The 17,718-nt window shown below is 30.7% G+C and carries 18 protein-coding genes; 6 read left to right on the forward strand and 12 right to left on the reverse strand.

Going from position 1 to position 17,718, the window contains the following annotated elements; translation table 11 throughout:
- Nucleotides 1-19: 19 nt before the first annotated feature.
- The 3 genes from secF to OREMA_RS0102720 form a co-directional block, all read right to left on the reverse strand.
- Nucleotides 20-877, reverse strand: a complete 858-nt coding sequence (gene secF / locus OREMA_RS0102710; RefSeq protein WP_018247745.1) for a protein translocase subunit SecF — start codon at nt 875-877, stop codon at nt 20-22.
- 5 nt (nt 878-882) lie between these two features.
- Nucleotides 883-2,103 carry a protein translocase subunit SecD gene (gene secD / locus OREMA_RS0102715; protein WP_018247746.1) on the reverse strand — a complete coding sequence of 407 codons (1,221 nt, stop codon included), beginning with the start codon at nt 2,101-2,103 and terminating at the stop codon, nt 883-885.
- Nucleotides 2,104-2,383: 280 nt separating this feature from the next.
- Complete coding sequence (locus OREMA_RS0102720; protein WP_018247747.1) at nt 2,384-3,052, reverse strand: HD domain-containing protein; 669 nt, start codon at nt 3,050-3,052, stop codon at nt 2,384-2,386.
- A gap of 518 nt (nt 3,053-3,570) precedes the next feature.
- On the opposite strand from OREMA_RS0102720, the gene OREMA_RS0102725 reads away from it, so the two are divergent.
- Genes OREMA_RS0102725 through OREMA_RS0102735 form a run of 3 tightly spaced genes read left to right on the forward strand, consistent with a single transcriptional unit; the run spans nt 3,571 to nt 5,772 of the window.
- On the forward strand, nt 3,571-4,383 hold the full coding sequence (locus tag OREMA_RS0102725; RefSeq protein ID WP_018247748.1) for an amino acid ABC transporter substrate-binding protein: 813 nt from the start codon (nt 3,571-3,573) through the stop codon (nt 4,381-4,383).
- 25 nt (nt 4,384-4,408) lie between these two features.
- Nucleotides 4,409-5,056 carry an amino acid ABC transporter permease gene (locus OREMA_RS0102730; RefSeq protein WP_018247749.1) on the forward strand — a complete coding sequence of 216 codons (648 nt, stop codon included), beginning with the start codon at nt 4,409-4,411 and terminating at the stop codon, nt 5,054-5,056.
- Between the two features lie 5 nt (nt 5,057-5,061).
- Nucleotides 5,062-5,772: an amino acid ABC transporter ATP-binding protein gene (locus tag OREMA_RS0102735; protein WP_026188889.1), complete on the forward strand. Its 711-nt coding sequence runs from the start codon at nt 5,062-5,064 to the stop codon at nt 5,770-5,772.
- A gap of 135 nt (nt 5,773-5,907) precedes the next feature.
- Here OREMA_RS0102735 and OREMA_RS0102740 read toward each other — a convergent pair whose 3' ends face one another.
- From OREMA_RS0102740 to OREMA_RS0102750, 3 genes are all read right to left on the reverse strand, one after another.
- The gene (locus OREMA_RS0102740) at nt 5,908-6,390 is read right to left on the reverse strand and encodes a ferritin-like domain-containing protein (protein WP_018247751.1); all 483 of its coding nucleotides are present in this window, start codon (nt 6,388-6,390) and stop codon (nt 5,908-5,910) included.
- 393 nt (nt 6,391-6,783) lie between these two features.
- On the reverse strand, nt 6,784-8,433 hold the full coding sequence (hcp, locus tag OREMA_RS0102745) for a hydroxylamine reductase (protein ID WP_018247752.1): 1,650 nt from the start codon (nt 8,431-8,433) through the stop codon (nt 6,784-6,786).
- 31 nt (nt 8,434-8,464) lie between these two features.
- Entirely contained in the window at nt 8,465-8,650 is a 186-nt protein-coding gene (locus OREMA_RS0102750; RefSeq protein WP_018247753.1) for a DUF362 domain-containing protein, read from the reverse strand.
- Nucleotides 8,651-9,064: 414 nt separating this feature from the next.
- Here OREMA_RS0102750 and OREMA_RS0102755 point away from each other — a divergent pair, with 414 nt between their 5' ends.
- Together OREMA_RS0102755 and OREMA_RS0102760 are read left to right on the forward strand one after the other, a co-directional pair.
- Nucleotides 9,065-10,327, forward strand: coding sequence for a DUF1576 domain-containing protein (locus OREMA_RS0102755; RefSeq protein WP_018247754.1), 1,263 nt, complete (start codon nt 9,065-9,067; stop codon nt 10,325-10,327).
- A 7-nt stretch (nt 10,328-10,334) separates the two neighbouring features.
- The gene (locus tag OREMA_RS0102760) at nt 10,335-10,685 is read left to right on the forward strand and encodes a hypothetical protein (protein WP_018247755.1); all 351 of its coding nucleotides are present in this window, start codon (nt 10,335-10,337) and stop codon (nt 10,683-10,685) included.
- Nucleotides 10,686-10,894: 209 nt separating this feature from the next.
- Here OREMA_RS0102760 and OREMA_RS0102765 read toward each other — a convergent pair whose 3' ends face one another.
- Nucleotides 10,895-11,581 carry a cell wall hydrolase gene (locus tag OREMA_RS0102765; protein WP_018247756.1) on the reverse strand — a complete coding sequence of 229 codons (687 nt, stop codon included), beginning with the start codon at nt 11,579-11,581 and terminating at the stop codon, nt 10,895-10,897.
- A 340-nt stretch (nt 11,582-11,921) separates the two neighbouring features.
- Here OREMA_RS0102765 and OREMA_RS0102770 point away from each other — a divergent pair, with 340 nt between their 5' ends.
- Nucleotides 11,922-12,392, forward strand: coding sequence for a cell wall hydrolase (locus OREMA_RS0102770; RefSeq protein ID WP_018247757.1), 471 nt, complete (start codon nt 11,922-11,924; stop codon nt 12,390-12,392).
- Between the two features lie 312 nt (nt 12,393-12,704).
- Here OREMA_RS0102770 and OREMA_RS0102775 read toward each other — a convergent pair whose 3' ends face one another.
- From OREMA_RS0102775 to tgt, 5 genes are all read right to left on the reverse strand, one after another.
- Entirely contained in the window at nt 12,705-14,207 is a 1,503-nt protein-coding gene (locus OREMA_RS0102775) for a hypothetical protein (RefSeq protein ID WP_018247758.1), read from the reverse strand.
- 351 nt (nt 14,208-14,558) lie between these two features.
- On the reverse strand, nt 14,559-15,248 hold the full coding sequence (locus OREMA_RS0102780; protein WP_040657275.1) for a peroxiredoxin: 690 nt from the start codon (nt 15,246-15,248) through the stop codon (nt 14,559-14,561).
- A 248-nt stretch (nt 15,249-15,496) separates the two neighbouring features.
- On the reverse strand, nt 15,497-16,102 hold the full coding sequence (gene lepB / locus OREMA_RS0102785; RefSeq protein ID WP_018247760.1) for a signal peptidase I: 606 nt from the start codon (nt 16,100-16,102) through the stop codon (nt 15,497-15,499).
- Between the two features lie 15 nt (nt 16,103-16,117).
- Complete coding sequence (gene yajC, locus OREMA_RS0102790) at nt 16,118-16,405, reverse strand: preprotein translocase subunit YajC (protein ID WP_018247761.1); 288 nt, start codon at nt 16,403-16,405, stop codon at nt 16,118-16,120.
- 176 nt (nt 16,406-16,581) lie between these two features.
- Nucleotides 16,582-17,700: a tRNA guanosine(34) transglycosylase Tgt gene (tgt, locus tag OREMA_RS0102795; protein ID WP_018247762.1), complete on the reverse strand. Its 1,119-nt coding sequence runs from the start codon at nt 17,698-17,700 to the stop codon at nt 16,582-16,584.
- Between the last annotated feature and the right edge of the window lie 18 nt (nt 17,701-17,718).

The following is a 17,718-nucleotide window of genomic DNA, read 5'->3' on the forward strand; positions in this document are numbered from 1 at the left end:
AGGTTTTTTAGGTAAGTTATTATCTTTTGATATTCTTTCTTTGATCCCACTCTACTAAAATAGGACTAGCTACAAAGATAGAAGAATAGGTTCCTGATAACATACCAATTAATAGAGCTATCATAAAGTTTTGAATAGTTGTACCACCCAAGAATATAATAGCTAAAATAGGCAATAAAGTAGTTAAAGAAGTATTAATTGAACGTGGCAAAGTATCTAAAATAGCTTCATTAGTTAACTCACCAAAAGTTTCTTTTTTAGATAACTTCATCTTCTCTCTAATTCTATCGAAAATAACTATCGTATCATTAATAGAATAACCAACAATAGTTAATAATGCTGCCACAAAAGGACTATTAATCTCTATTCTTAATAATGAGAAAATCCCTAAAACAATTAACACATCATGTAATAACGCTAAAATAGCAGCAAAAGCAAATCTAAACTCAAATCTCATACTAATATAAGCTACAATAGCTAGGGCAGCCAATAATAAAGCCAATAAAGCCTTTGTTCTTAATTCTTTACCAATTGTAGCTCCTACTGCTTCAGTTCTTAACATCTTTGCAGAAGAAAATTTGCTGGTTATATTATTCTCTAACTCAGCAGTCTTTGAAGAATCTAGTTTTTCTGTTCTAATTAAAACACTATTGTTTTCAGTCTGTTGAACTACACTCTTCTTATCTAAATTCATTTCCTTTAATATATCTCTAATCTGAGTATTAGAAATATTTTTATCAAAAGTAAATTCCATAATTGTTCCACCTGAAAAATCAATACCTGGATTCATACCCTGGAATAAAATTGATACAAGTCCAACTAAGATTATTATTCCTGAAATTGACATCCAAAGTCTTCTTTTACCGATAATATCCACAAAAGTTACCTCCTTGCCCAACCAAAAGCTTTTGGTTTATTTACTAAGCCAGTATTTAATAATAAGTTGATTAGCATTCTAGTAACTACAATTGCTGTAAACATACTTACTAAAATACCTACACTTAATGTAATTGCAAATCCTCTAACAGTTCCAGTTCCAAAATAACCCAATATTGCAGCAGTAATTAAAGTTGTTATATTGGAATCTAAAATAGTTGTAAAAGCTCTTTTGAATCCAGCATTTACTGCAGCCTTCACAGTCTTACCTTGTCGATATTCATACTTAATTCTTTCAAAAATAATTACATTAGCATCTACTGCCATACCAATAGATAAGATTAAACCAGCAATTCCTGGTAAAGTCAAAGTAGCATTTAATCCTGCTAAAACTCCTAATACAATCACACTATAGAAGCCTAAAGCAACTGCTGCCACTAAACCTGACATCCAATAAACTAAAGCCATAAAGACTATAATCAAAGACAAACCAATAATTCCCGCTTTAATACTTCTATCAATAGAAATCTTACCTAATGTTGGCCCCACAGTTCTATTCTCAATTACATCAACTGGAATAGGTAACGCACCAGCTCTAAGTAATAAAGCATTTTCTTGAGCATCTTCTATAGACTCATAACCTGTAATCTGTGCTTTTCCTCCTGTAATAGTTTCGTTAACACGAGGATTAGTTAATAAGTCTTCATCTAAATAAATACCTACCCTTTTTCCTTGGTTATTTCTTGTTATCTCAGCAAACTTTTTCGCACCTTCTCTATTAAATTCAATAGAAACAATAGGTTGGTTAAACTGAGATTCAAATCCAGCCTGTGCATCTACTAAATATTCTCCAGTCATAAGAACTTCGCCAGCTTCATTTTTAAATATCAATTGGGCTGTTTGTCCAATTGTTTGAATAGCTTGGTTAGGATCATCAATTCCTGGTAGTTCTACAATAATTCTTCTTGCTCCTTGTCTTTGTACAAGTGGTTCTGTTAATCCTAGTTCATTAACTCTTCTTTTAATAACATTCATTACTCTATTCATAGCATCATCGTTCACCTGTGCTGTTTCAGTATCTTTCGCTTCTAAAACAACATGTGTTCCTCCACGTAAGTCTAATCCCAATTCAATACTCTCATCTAAGGGATATAAAAAATATGCTGCTAATGCTAATAATGCTAATACCATAATAAAGCTAAACATTCTTTTTTGTTTCCAATTCATAATTCTGTCTCCCTTCCCCCTTAATAATAACATTTATCACTTGCTTAAATAAAATTTATTCACCAATATAATATTTCTAGGTTTTTGTTTAGATTCCTTTTATAGAAATACTATATCCTGAATACAAGGCTAATTATTATTAATTATATCTACTATTTATCTTTCTTATATTCTTATATATAATTATTGACACACTATTATAACTTCTAAAACCATAAATATTATAACACAACATATTTATTATATCCTGTAAAAAAGAGGTTGTCAATTAATCAAAATCTTATAATAACTTACTTTGATTTATTATTAATTCAAAGTCACATTCTAAATATTGGGCAGCTTTTCTAGACATCAACATTCTTGTTAGAAAAATTTCGAAATATTCTATAACTGAAATAACCTCTAAATCAATTTCTAACCTCAAAGTAATAGTCTTACTTTCTCTATTTACATCTATAAATGATTTTTTAGCAGCATAATTTACACGATCATGAATATCAAAAGTAGCAAATTCCTTATTTCTCACTCTTGTATAATGAACATCAGATTTGTCAGCTATAATCAATGCTGCTGAAATTGGGTTAACTGGCTCACCAAAATTTTCATCATGATTACCTACTGCTCCAATAATCATTGCTATCTCTTCATAATCCATTCCTAAATTACTAAGTAATCTTTCTGTTATTAATGCCGAATGTTGATCATGATCATGGCGATTAATAACATTTCCTATATCGTGAATATAACCTGCAATTTGACCTAGCTCTACTATTCGTCTTGAATAATCTAATTCAGTTAAAATATTACTAACCAGATTAGATATTAATCCAGCATGCCTAAATCCATGTTCAGTAAATCCAATCTCTCCTAAATGTTCATTTGCTGTTTTAATATATGCCTTTACAACTTCATTCTTCTTAATATCCTCTACAGTGACTAGATCTGACATCTGACTTTCCCCCTTAGTACTTATTAACATAATTTTATATAATAATAAAAAGTTAGATATAATCTATTTTTAATATAAACAACCTTAGAATGAAATTTTAATATGTCTTATAGAAAAAAATTGCGACAGTTTCGGAGTTAGGCGTTAGGAAGTGGTAGGTAGGAAGACCTTACTAACTCCTATAACCTATGACCTATCACCTAAAAGTGTCACACTATATCCATTAAATTTCACTTTAGACTTGGATATCTATAAAATATAACTAAAGCAACTTAGAAATAGTATTGAAATAAATCCATAACTCAAAATAAGTCCACTTAATTTAGTATGGATTGATTTAAACAATATATTCATCGCCTAGCTGAGTCAAAATCTACCTTTAATAATTATAAATAATCTTCTAAATATAATTCTTCTTATCTCTGGAGGCTATCTTTTTTTGATTTTATCCTTTACTTTGTTAAAGTAATAAATTATAATATATTCAGAGAATAAATATACATAGGGGGCTAGAATTTATGAAAAAAAATATGATAATTTTAATTGTGTTACTTATGTCAGTGTCTTTAATTATTTCTGGGTGTGGTGGAAATAAATCAGCTACAACTACTAAAAATTCACTTGAAGAGATAAAAGAACAAGGTTATTTTGTAGTAGGGCTTGATGATAACTTCCCACCAATGGGCTTTAGAAGCGAATCTGGAGAGATAGTTGGTTTTGATATAGATTTAGCAAAAGAAGCCGCTAAAAGACTAGGTGTTGACGTTAAATTTAAACCTGTTGATTGGGATGGAGTTATCTTAAGCCTTAAAAACGGTAATATAGATGTTATCTGGAATGGATTAACAGTAACTGAAAAAAGAAAAGAACAAATAGCTTTTTCTAATGTCTATGTTGCTAATAGACAGGCAATAATCGTAAGAAAAGATTCAGATATTAAAACTACTGAAGATTTAGCTGAATCAGTAGTAGGGCTTCAAATGGGTAGTAGTAGTGAGCAAGCTCTAAAATCAAATCAAGAATTATCTAAATCATTAAAAAATATTAGAAAATACTCAAATAACGTTGAAGCTTTATTAGATTTAAGGGCAGGACGAATTGATGCGGTAATTATAGACGAAATAGTTGGTAGATATTATATTACAAAGAAAAAAGCAGACTATAAAGTTCTTGATCAATATTTAGCAGAAGAAGATTATGCAGTTGGAATTAGAAAAGAAGATAATGAATTTAGAGAAGAATTAAATAAAGTACTTGATGAGATGAAAGAAGATGGTACAGCAGCCAAAATTTCGGAGAAATGGTTTAGTGAAGATATTCTTGTCAAGTAAAAAATAAAGTAAGGGGATATTTAAAATGTCGTATATCTTAGATATTACAAAATTCATATTAGGTGGTCTTACAGTAACTTTAAAGTTATATATAGTAACAGCTATATTCTGTCTTCCTCTAGGAATTATATTAGCACTAGCTAAATCATCAAAATTTAAGGTGTTAAACAGAATATTAGGGATATATACTTGGATCTTTAGGGGGACTCCTTTATTACTTCAGCTATTCTTTATTTATTATGGCTTACCTATTATTTTTGAAAGTCTTACACTTACACCATTTTTGGCAGCATCAATTACCTTTGTTATTAATTATTCTGCCTATTTAACTGAAATATTCAGAGCAGGAATTGGATCTATAAATGATGGACAATATGAAGCAGCACATGCTTTAGGAATGAATTATAGACAGACAATGACCAGAATAATCATTCCTCAAGCCATTAGAAGAGTTATACCTCCAATTTGTAATGAAGCAATAAATCTAGTTAAAGATACAGCATTAGTTGTAACTATTGGAATGGGAGACTTATTAAGATCTGCTAAAGAAGTTGTTACAAGGGACTTTACAATAACTCCTTTTATTGTAGCTGCTATATTTTATTTACTAATAAGTTCTATTATCGTAAGTGTCTTTAAGAGAATAGAAGATAAATACTGTATATCTGAATAGAGGGGATTTATATGATAGAAGTAAAAAAGATAAGCAAAAAATTTAAAGATTTAGAAGTACTAAAAGATGTATCACTAGAAGTAAGCAAAGGGGAAATAATCTCTATTATTGGTCCATCAGGTTCTGGAAAGAGTACCCTCTTAAGATGTTTGAATAAGTTAGAAGATATTCAATCTGGGACCATTAAAATTGAAGGGGAATTATTAAATAGGAATAATTGTAAAAAACTAGGAATGGTCTTTCAAGGATTTAACCTATTCCCCCATAAAACTGTATTAGAAAATATAATAGAAGCTCCTATAATAGTTAAAAAGATGAGTAAAGATAAAGCTATAAAGTTAGCTGATGACCTTCTTAAAAAAGTAGGGTTGCTAGATAAGAAGGATAGTTATCCTTCACAACTTTCTGGAGGACAAAAGCAGAGAATTGCTATAGCTAGAGCCCTAGCAATGAATCCACATATCATGTTATTTGATGAACCAACTTCCGCCTTAGATCCTGAACTTGTAGGCGATGTTTTAAGTGTAATCAAAGAACTCGCTAAAGAGCATATGACAATGCTTGTAGTAACTCATCAGATGCAGTTTGCTAAAGAAGTATCTGACAGAGTAATCTTCATGGATCAAGGAAAGATTATTGAAGATGGATCACCTACAGAGATATTTGAAAATCCTAGTCATGATAGATTACGACAATTCTTAAGTAGTATTATCTAAAATGTTTTTTAAGACTTAAATATAAAAGCTCTGATCAAATTTGATCAGAGCTTTTATATTTAAACTACAATTTTAATTCATTATTTTTTTATTACAACTTATCTACCTAAGTACCCCAAAGATCATAAGTTAATTTTATAATCCTTCTTTTATCTGTATAAGCTTTACTAGATGCTTCTTTTCTTCTTTGATTAACTGATCGATAGTTTTTTTATGCTTATCACTCATAACCTTCCTAAATTCATTAAAGGCTATAATAGAATCCTTTTCAAATCTAATAGCTAATTCAATTACCTTTCTTTCTTGAAGATTATCTTTTATTTTTTCAATTAATGGATCTAAATCATTTATTACATGAGTATTAATTAATGATTTAATATAATCTTCATATTCTCCATCATAGCTTTCATGTTTGTCTATAGTAGCTAATTCTTTCCCCATCTCTTTAAACTTAGATTTATGAACTTTCTCTTCTGAAGCTAAAAAATCAAATAACTTCTGAACATCTTTTAAGCTCACTAAATTAGCTAAATTTTTGTAAAATCCATACCCCTCTTCTTCTAACTTTACTGCAACATCAATTAACTCTCGAGCATCAAAGTTGAACGTCTTATACATGCTTAGCCCTCCTTTTATTGAAATTACTATGCTAACTCTAAAAAAGTTGTCTATCCTTGATCTTTTATGATACGAACTGAAATTTTTAAGTATTTAACTAAAAATCTTTTTTGCTACAGATATTCACTGATTTAAAGGTCTTAACAGGTTAAAGAAAATCAAGCAATTTAATTACTCCAATAAAAAATTATCAAATTTAATTTAACAAATCTAAATCTTCCATCATAATAGTTCTAATCATTATTTAATTTCTAAATTAATATTTTATCCGTGTTTATCTGTGACTAAAAATTATTTTTTAGATAATTAATCAATAGCAAAAATTGGGGCATTAAGAATATTATTCTCAATGCCCCAATGCAAAGTAGCTTTATAGTTTATAATTTATTCAAATTATGCTTCTAAGAACATTTCAATATCTTCTTCTACTTCACCAATTCCTGCGATACCAAACTTCTCAACCAATACATTAGCTACATTGGCAGATAAGAATGCTGGTAATGTAGGTCCTAAGTGAATATTCTTAACTCCTAGATATAATAGAGCTAATAGTACGATTACAGCTTTCTGCTCATACCAAGCAATATTATAGGAGATAGGTAATTCATTGATATCTTCTAATTCAAATACCTCTTGAAGTTTCATTGCAATTACTGCTAGAGAGTAAGAGTCATTACATTGACCTGCATCTAATACTCTTGGAATTCCTCCAATATCACCTAAATCAAGTTTATTATATCTATATTTAGCACATCCTGCTGTTAAGATTACTGTATCCTCTGGTAGCTCTTGGGCAAACTTAGTATAGTAATCTCTACCTTTCATTCTACCATCACAACCAGCCATTACGAAGAACTGTTTGATAGCTCCACCTTTTACAGCCTCTACTACCTTATCAGCTAAGGCTAATACCTGATTATGAGCAAATCCTCCTACAATTGTTCCATTTTCAATCTCTTGAGGAACATCACATTTCTTAGCCAATTCAATGATTTCACTGAAATCTTTCTTTCCATTCTCATCAGCTTCAATATGTGTAGCACCATCTAGCCCAGCAGCTCCAGTTGTAAAGATTCTATCTTTATAGCTTGCATTTGCTTTTGGTGGTACAATACAGTTAGTTGTAAATAGAATTGGACCATTAAAACTTTCAAACTCTTCTCTCTGCTTCCACCATGCATTACCATAGTTTCCAACAAAGTGGTCATACTTCTTGAATGCTGGATAATAATTTGCTGGTAACATCTCACTATGAGTATAAACATCTACTCCAGTTCCTTCAGTCTGCTCTAATAATTGTTCCATATCCTTTAAATCATGACCACTGATTAAAATTGCTGGGTTATCTTTTGTTCCAATATTTACTTCTGTAATCTCTGGATTACCATAAGTCTCTGTATTTGCTTTATCTAATTGAGCCATTGCATTTACACCAAATTTACCTGTTTCTAATGTTAATGCTACTAATTCATCATCTGTTAAAGTATCATCTGTTGTCTTAACTAATGCTTCTTGCATAAAGTCATAAAGTTCTTGATCTTCATAATCTAAATTATAAGAATGCTCCATATATGCTGCTAAACCTTTAATACCATAAGTAATAAGCTCTCTTAATGATCTTACATCTTCATTTTCAGTCTGTAATACTCCTACTTCTTCTGCTTTAGCCATAAATTCTTCTTTAGTATCAGCAGTCCAAGTAGCTCCTTCAAATAGATCAATAAACTCTGCTCCAGCTTCTTCCGCCTTAGCCTTAACTTCTCCTCTTAGCGCTAAACCTTCTTTAATCTGCTCTACAAAAGCATCATTATCAAAATTGGCATTAGTAATAGTCATAAACAAGCTCTCCATTACAAAGAAGTCTACCTTAGGAGTTTCAACACCTAACTCTTTGGCTTTTGTACTATAAGTAGAAATTCCTTTTAATACATAAATTAATAAATCTTGAAGATTTGCTGTAGTATCTTGCTTGCCACAGACACCTCTTACTGTACATCCCTTTCCACCTGCTGCTTCTTGACATTGATAACAGAACATTGACATTCTATATCTCCTCCTCTTAATATAATGAAATTTAGTCTTCTAACTCAATACATGAAACAGGACAATTAGCTACACATGCCCCACACTCAATACAACTTTCTGGATTAACCACTTTAGAAACATCTTCAATTTCAAATACATTTGGATCAGCTGGACAAACACTTTGACAAACACCACAAGCAATACACTCGGATTCATCAACTACAGGATAAGACATCTTATCTCCTCCTTATGTAGCTAGTAATTAATTTTTCTTCTTAGCCCTTAATCGGTTTTAAGTAATTTTTACTCTTCTTAACTAAATTATAAAGCAATCTTAATAGAACTTATATGAGTTATCTCACATTACTAAAAAAATTTTAGTAAATATTACTATGTTTAAAAAGCTCTAACTAGATATATTTATGAGTATAAAGCGACAGTAACGAGTGACGAGTAACAGGTGACAAATTAAGATATTTACTGCTTACTGCTCACTTGTCACTAGTTACTGAAGTGTTAGAATTTCTTTCTAATATTCAATTCCTCTACTAATATAAGATATAGAATTAAAAATATAACTTTCAATTATAATATCTTATATGTTATAATCATCTTGTTTGTCAATCTAAATAAATTTTGTAGAAGGGAGATGAATATTATTAAAATAGAATTTACAAAGAAAAGAATATCTGAAGATTTAAAATTTAGATTATTACTTATTTATCCTATATCCTTAATACTTATAGCTTTTATTCTTGATAATCCTCAAAATATTACTCAAGGTTTAAAAAATATTATATTGTCAAGTGATCTTCTAATTACAGATTATCTAGGAATCGGTGGTCTAAGTGCTACTCTTCTTAATTCAGGCATATTAGGTTTAACCTCTCTATTACTACTAAAGTCCAAAAAAGTACGATTAACAGGAATAAGTATAGCAGCTATATTTACTGTTATGGGCTTCTCCATGTTTGGAAAGAACCTCTTAAATGTAATACCTATAATTCTAGGAGTAAAGCTCTACTCAATCTATCAAAAAGAACCCTTGCGAAAATTTTTAATTATAGCTTTATTCAGTACTGCTTTAGCGCCTTTAGTTAGCCAAACTATCTTTATTTTAGGTTTTACAGTTAAGGGGCTGTTCTTAGCAACTTTTATTGGAGTGGTTACTGGATTTATAACCCCACCTCTTGCCTCACATTTATTAAGTAGTCATCAAGGCTTTAATCTATATAATTTAGGATTTACAGCAGGGTTAATAGGAACTTTATTAATGTCACTTTTTAGATCTTATGGAATAGAATATAATCAAAATTTAATCTGGACAACTAAATATACTGGGGTACTTGGAATTATTTTAACCTTTCATTTCTTATCACTAATTTTAGTTGGATATTTACTAAATAATCAATCTTTTAGACGATTGAAAAAATTATGGAAACGATCAGGAAGAATAGTAACAGATTTTGTAACCCTTGATACCTTTCCAGTAACTATAATTAATATGGGATTAATGGGTTTATTCTACACATTACTATTATTTCTAATTGGTAGCCCTTTAAATGGCCCTACAGTCGGTGGATTATTTACTATTGTGGGTTTCTCAGCTTTTGGTAAACATCCCTTTAATACATTTCCTATTATTGTTGGAGTCTTGATTGGAAGTGTAACAAAAATTTGGGGGATTAATAATCCCGGGCTTATATTAGCATTACTATTTTCTACAACCTTAGCACCTATTAGTGGTGTGTTTGGAAGATTAAGTGGAGTCATTGCAGGATTTTTGCACCTCTCAGTAGTAATGAATATAGGATATCTCCATGGAGGATTAAACCTTTATAACAATGGGTTTGCTGGAGGGTTAGTAGCTATAATCTTATTTCCAATACTAGATTCAATAAAAAAGGAGTGAATATTTTATGAAACATGAGAAAATGAAGATAATTAAGATTCTTGATGAAATCTTATCCTTCTCTTTTAATAATAAAGCTAATGACATTGATATCAATATCAAAATAAAAGATCAACAAACTATAATTACCTTCAAGGATAACTCCAAAAATCTCAATCAAAATAAACTTGAGGAGATAGAAGAGATGCTAAATATAGATAAACAGCCTGAGATAGAAGAATATTATTGGGAATTAATTGGACAGAATGATTATTGTGATGAATTATCAGTAGTGGGATTGATGATAGATAAAGCCACAATTAACTATCAACCTAATGAAGGAATTGAAATAACTTTATATAGAAAAAATAGGATATAAAAACCAACTATTACTAGCGATGATGAAACTCTTTAACTACTGGATATTAGCGCTTATTATAATAACAAATAAATAGAGGATAATAGTTGACTCTAGCACTTTATATTGAAATTAAATTTTTATATTAGTGTACAATTAAATAAGTATAAACATCCCCCTAATATAAACTTTTAATATTTATCTTAGGGGGAATTATTAATTTCTTTTAATTATGATGCAAAATAATGGCGTCCAATACGAGTAATTATTGGACGTGTATAAATCCAATGAGAAGTTACTTTAGCTGGATTATAATAAAAGACTGCTCCTCGACTAGGATCCCATCCCTTTAATGCAGCCTCTATTGCTTTAAGCACTTTAGGATCTGGCTCTAACCAAAATTGACCATCATGAACTGCTGTAAATGCCCACGGTTGAAAAATAACTCCTTTAATTGTATTTGGAAAGCGATCATCCAACACTCTATTTATCAATACTGATGCAACAGCTACTTGCCCTGCAAAGTTCTCTCCTCTTGCCTCAGAATAAACTGTTCTTAACAACAAATTCATTTCCTCTTTACTTACATTTAATCTATAATTTGAATTGTTAGTATTTGACATATACTTCTTTTTCAATTTATTAATAGTTTGATTTCCTGCAAAGCCATCAATTCTTAAACTATATTTCTTTTGAAATTCAATTACAGCCTTTTCAGTTATTGGACCATAATACCCAGTAGAGTTAGCATTGAAGTATCCTTTATCAGCTAAGACATCTTGTAATAATTCAACATCTTTTCCTCGACTACCAAAGAATAAAGTTCTACTACCTAAAGCAGCAGCTTCACCAACTGAAGTTAACAAGATCATTACAGCCATAATAATAACAAAATTAATTGTAAATTTCTTTTTCATTTTTTTCACCTCCAAAGTTTGATTAGCGAATCTAATTATATAGAGATAAAAGTAAGGATTCAAAGGTATTTATTGTAAATTAATTGGGAATAAAATAAATTTATTACATAACTTTGATATAGTTGTTGTATATGTTTATTAAATAAGATAATAATAATATATAAATAATTTTATTTTTCACTATTTCATCGTTAGATTAAATACAGTCTACTTTTCAAATAAAAGAACAAGAAGCTTCTTAGCAATAAAAATATTATTGTACTTGATATAAAAACGATAATAATCGTATAAACTATATATTAATATCAACTTTGAAATTTCACAAAAGAAAGGGGATAAAATGAAGAGAAAAATACTAGTTCTAATATCAGTATTACTTATTGGAATGTTCATTAGTTATAGCTACTATAATCTAACTATAGCACAAGCACAAACACCATCATGGTTTTGGAGTTTATCACCAACTACCAGATTAATGATTAGAACTGTTCATGCTGAATCCAAAGGAGAACCATATTTGGCTAAGGTTGCAGTAGCAGCAGTAATGATGAATCGTGTAAGAGATAAAAGGTTTCCTAACACAATTGCAGGCGTAATCTATCAGCCTTGGGCCTTTACACCAGTAGCTCACGGTCTTATCTGGCATCAAAGACCTAGTGAAGATTCAATCAAAGCAACTCTTGCAGCTATGAGGGGTTGGGATCCTACATATGGATGTGTTTATTTCTATAATCCAGCCACCTCTACATCTAGATGGATCTATTCCAGAAGAACTGTTCGTAAAATTGGAAAACATATCTTTGCTAAATAAAGTAAAAGCCCCTATTAGGATTTTAATAGGGGTTTTTATATTTGAATACTTTTTTATTATCTAATAACTAAATTGACTGTTTTAAATTTAACGATAAGAATGCAGTTACCAGATAGCAATGAAGTACTACAAGTCTTAGCAAAAGGTTAAAATTTAATCACAGATTAAAAATAACAGTCCCAGGTTATTGAATAACCTGGGACTTATAAGTTAGCTGTCGGCTCTTAATTAATATTAACAATTAATCTGTATTACTTAAAATTTGTAAAATTTTCACCTTAATCTTAGTGAAAATATTCCTTCATTATACAACTATGGCCTCTTCTTTTTGCTAAATAAAATAGCACGACCCCAGATAATATCAAAATGAGCTGGAGCAACTTTTGTTTCCTGGTTGACATAAACCCTAATGATTATGAAAGCATCTTCATTGTTGTCAACTCCATATGCTGATCCTTGAGGGTTACCTGTACTATAAGGTATAATAACTTCATTGTCTTCTTTACACTTTCTTGCCATTTTTATTACATAATATTCATTATCATTTGTATAACATTTAGGAAAATATTCATCGGCGGGATACTGCTGTCCATTGGTAACGATGGCTGCCCCAACGCCATTCCAAAGCTCTGCACCATAAAAACTAGCGTTGAAATAGGTTGCAAATCCAGTTTGTATGTGGTTGATACCATATATTATTACAAAATCATCATCGGATGCCAACTGAAAATCTTCCGTTTTAAGATAAACTGCATCTCTGTTATCTATCCACACGTTAACATCCTGTAATATCCCCTCATAGTTATCAGATATCGCTAGATTTAAATCCAAATCCACAATATCATATTCTGGATTATCGTATTTGCAAATAATTTGATTTCTCAGATAATCTAGCGTATCCCTTGCATTAGGAACAACCTGGAATTCAGTAGTACCTGTTTCTCTTTTTTTAAGTGCTGGAATAGGCCAAGGTTCTGTTATAGGATAAGGTTTTTTAGGGGTTATGCGTAACACCGTAAAATATCTTTCAAGATTATAAATATAATCCCAGCCAATATCAGGATTTTCAAACTTTGCTGCCCGCATGGTAAATAAAAAGGTATCTTTCCCCCTTTCCAAGCCCATATTCACAAGATTTTGAGGAATATTATCATTATTCATAATACCAGGGTCAAATCCTGCTTTAACAAGAGCATCACGCATTTGCTTATTTATACCTCTATCGGCAGTAGTAATAATAATTGTGGAACCATTAAAAGGATTTCCTGGTCTTCCATAAGGGGTACTATCAGTCCAAATGTTACTTTTACTTATTTGATCACCCATACTGGCACCGATAAAGTGGTAAAAACCCGTATTCTCATCCCCTGCTGTAATAGTATCACTATAATCTTTATCCGGTTTATTTTCAATAAAGCCTAGATAACTTCTAAAACTAAAGTAAACTGCTGGAGGAGGTGTCTTTCCAATTAATACAATTGCTTCATCAGGACGGAGTTTATAGTTAAACCCTGGTGCTACATATTCAATATTGGCTGGGTAGTTATCAGGATCTCCAGGTTCATAGCATTTTGGAGGTCTTTGTCCAGGTGATGGTTCTTGTTTAGGTGCTGGTGGAAGGAGATAGGTCGCATAGGGTACACCGACATTATTACCGAAGGCTGTATCAACTTTACATTCACTTGCTAGCTTTAATATATCTATATATCTTAATTTGCCTTTCTGAACAATAAAGCCTCCTTCTTCTAGTCTTGAGATAAACCCCCTTATACTTCCGCAACTATTAGAAGCTCTTCTAAATAAATTATTCTGCATCAATTCACCTCCTTAAATATTGTCTATGATATTAATATATGAAAACAACTTTATTTTTGTGTAGCATAATCAACTTTAGAATAAAACCAAGATAAGAGTAATGAGTAAGTAGCAACTAACAGACTTATTTGCTACTTACTCATTACCTCACTCTTTAATTATTACTAAAAATAGATAAGCTCAAAAAATTAATCTATAATTTATAAATTTTATTATTAATCCGTGAAAAAATATATATTCTTGACAAAAAAACTCCTTCAAAGCTAGTATTATAAAAAGTTGAATCTTAAATAAATTTCAAAAATAAAAAAGATACACCTTTATGGTGTACCTTAAAATAAATCTATTCGATTACCTTCTTTTTTCCGGTAAATCCCGATAACAAAAGTACCAATCTTTACAATTATAACCTTGTTTCAACCTATCTTCAGCCTCTTTTACTGTTTTAGGTGGTGGCACAATTACTGGATCACCAGGACACCAATTGGCTGGTGTAGCTACATTATATTTATCAGCTGTCTGCAAAGCCTCAATTAACCTTAATAATTCATTAGTATTTCTACCTACCTGTGGTGGATAGTAGACTATAGCCCTAATTATCTGCTCAGGATCAATAATAAATACCGCTCTAACAGTACTAGTTTCACTTACTCCTGGCTGAATCATACCATACTTATTAGCTACCTTAAAACCTAGATCATCAATTATTGGAAAAGGTATCTTTACTCCAAATAATTCTTCTATATTTCTAACCCAAGCAATATGAGAGTAAACACTATCAATACTCAAACCAATTAATGATGTGTTAAGAGCTCTAAAACGATCATAATTTTCTGCAAAAGAAACAAACTCTGTAGTGCAGACTGGTGTGAAATCAGAAGGATGAGAAAATAACATAACCCATCTTCCACGATAATCTGATAAAGATATCTCTCCTTGTGTAGTAATAGCAGTAAAATCAGGAGCAGGCTCATTAATTCTAGGAATATCGCCTGTTTCTTGAACTGAATCTTTAGAGAAAGTACGACTCCCTTTTAAAATAGAAGACACATTATTCAACTCCTTATAGATAACATTTATTAAAACTTATTCATTATTGTAATCAATTATTTTAGAAATAAATGTTATCTAACCTTACTACTTTAAAACAAGAAGAAGAGGATAGGGGATTAGGTGTTTTTTATATTAATAAACAAGTATTAAAAGTTATCCATAAGCTCTAAAAATGTATAAGTTCATTAAATAAAAAAGAGGCAGATTAAAATCTGCCCCTTTTACTGAAAAATTTATTAAGTCAAATCTGGATATCTTGCATGATCTAGCACTCTTATTCTAGTCAAAGGCCAATAAACCCAAAAAGCTTTACCACTAATATCTTCATAAGGAATGTAACCTACTATATCTAATCTTCTACTATCTAAACTATTATTACGATTATCTCCCATGGCAAAGACATGTTCTTTAGGAACATAAAATGGTCCTGCCGTACTATGAATCTCATCACCCATCATATCTCCATTAGTATCAATAGAATAAAGATTCTCTCTAATATAAGATTCATTAATATAATTCTCTTCAACCATCTTATCATTTATAAATAAAGTACCATCTTTAATTTCTATCTTATCACCAGCTAATCCAATAACCCTTTTAATATATTTCCGTTTAGGATCACCTTTTGGTGTTAAGACAATTATATCCCCACGCTTAGGTGAGTGAAAATTATATATAAACTTATTTACAAATAACCTTTCTCCATCATGTAATGTAGGATCCATAGAATGGCCTTGAACTACAAAAGACTGAACAACAAAAGTAATTATAAAGAATGCTAAAACTCCTGCTATCAATACAGATTCAAGTAATTCTTTGATTTCATCTTTAATAGCTAACATAATGCTCCTCCAATCTTATTTGTCTGTAGCTGTAACTTCATCTTCATCCATCTCTACTCTACCTACAGCCAGCCTAGTAATCTTCACTTCTAATTCAGGAGCAATTTCTAAACTTAATTCATCATCTGCTATATTAGTAATAGTACCTTTAATTCCACCTATAGTAACTATCTTTGTTCCTTCCTCTAAACTATCTAACATACTTTGACGTTCCTGTTGTCTTTTCTTCTGTGGCTTAATGATTAATAACCAAAAAATTAATATCATTACCACAAAAGGCAATAAACTTCCTAAAACTTGCATCCTAATTCCTCCTTATAATTTTAGAGAGCTTTTGAAACAAATTAAAATTATCCCTCACATTTTTTACACTACCTGTTTATATTCTCGATTTAACTGCTAAATCCTCTATTAAACTTTTTTTGACTTTAATTTCTTTTTTATCAATTATTTAAAAATTAATTGCTATGAATTTTTTATTACTCTACTTCGAGACCATAACTCTTATAAAACTCTGCTCTGTATTCTAAAAATCTGTCTTCAGCAATAGATTTTCTAATATTCTCCATCATCTCTAATAAGAAATGTAGGTTATGATAAGTAGTAAGACGTACACCTAAAATTTCATTCTGCTTAAGCAGATGTCTAATATATCCACGAGTATAATTTTGACAGACATAACAGTCACAATTATGATCTAAAGGTGTAAAATCTCTACTATAAGTAGCATTACGAACAGTAACTCTACCTTCACTAGTAAATACTAAACCATTTCTAGCAACCCGTGTAGGGAATACACAATCAAACATATCTACTCCTCTCATTACCCCTTCAAACAGATCAAAAGGAGTCCCTACTCCCATTAGATAACGTGGCTTATTCTCTGGTAAAAGGTCAGGAGCATAATCTAATACCTCCATCATCAACTCTTTAGGCTCACCTACACTCAAACCTCCAATAGCATAACCTGGTAAATCAAATTCAACAATCTGTTTAGCACTCTCTTCTCTTAAATCCTTATACATTCCACCTTGCATAATTCCAAATAAAGCCTGATCATCACGAGTTTTAGCATCAATACAACGCTCCAACCAACGAGTAGTCATCTCCAAAGACTTCTTTACATAATCTCTATCAGCAGGATAAGGTGGGCATTCATCAAAGGCCATCATAATATCAGAACCAAGAGCTGTCTGAATCTCAATAGATTTCTCAGGACTGATAAAATGCTTAGAACCATCAATATGTGATTTAAATTCTACACCCTCTTCAGTAATATTATTCATATCACTTAAACTAAAAACCTGAAATCCGCCACTATCTGTTAATATAGGTTTGTCCCAATTCATAAACTTATGTAAACCACCAGCTTCTTCTATTAAATCATGGCCTGGTCTTAAATAAAGATGATATGTATTACTTAAAATAATCTGAGCATTAATATCTTCTAGTTCATCAGGAGTCATAGTCTTCACCGTAGCTTTAGTACCTACAGGCATAAAAATAGGTGTCTCAATATTTCCATGAGGTGTAGATAATTCTCCTAATCTTGCTTTAGTATCTTTACATTTTTTCTTTAGTGTATATTCAAATGACATGTTTTTCCTCCTCTTGTT

This window comes from Orenia marismortui DSM 5156, assembly GCF_000379025.1.
Lineage (GTDB): Bacteria > Bacillota > Halanaerobiia > Halobacteroidales > Halobacteroidaceae > Orenia > Orenia marismortui.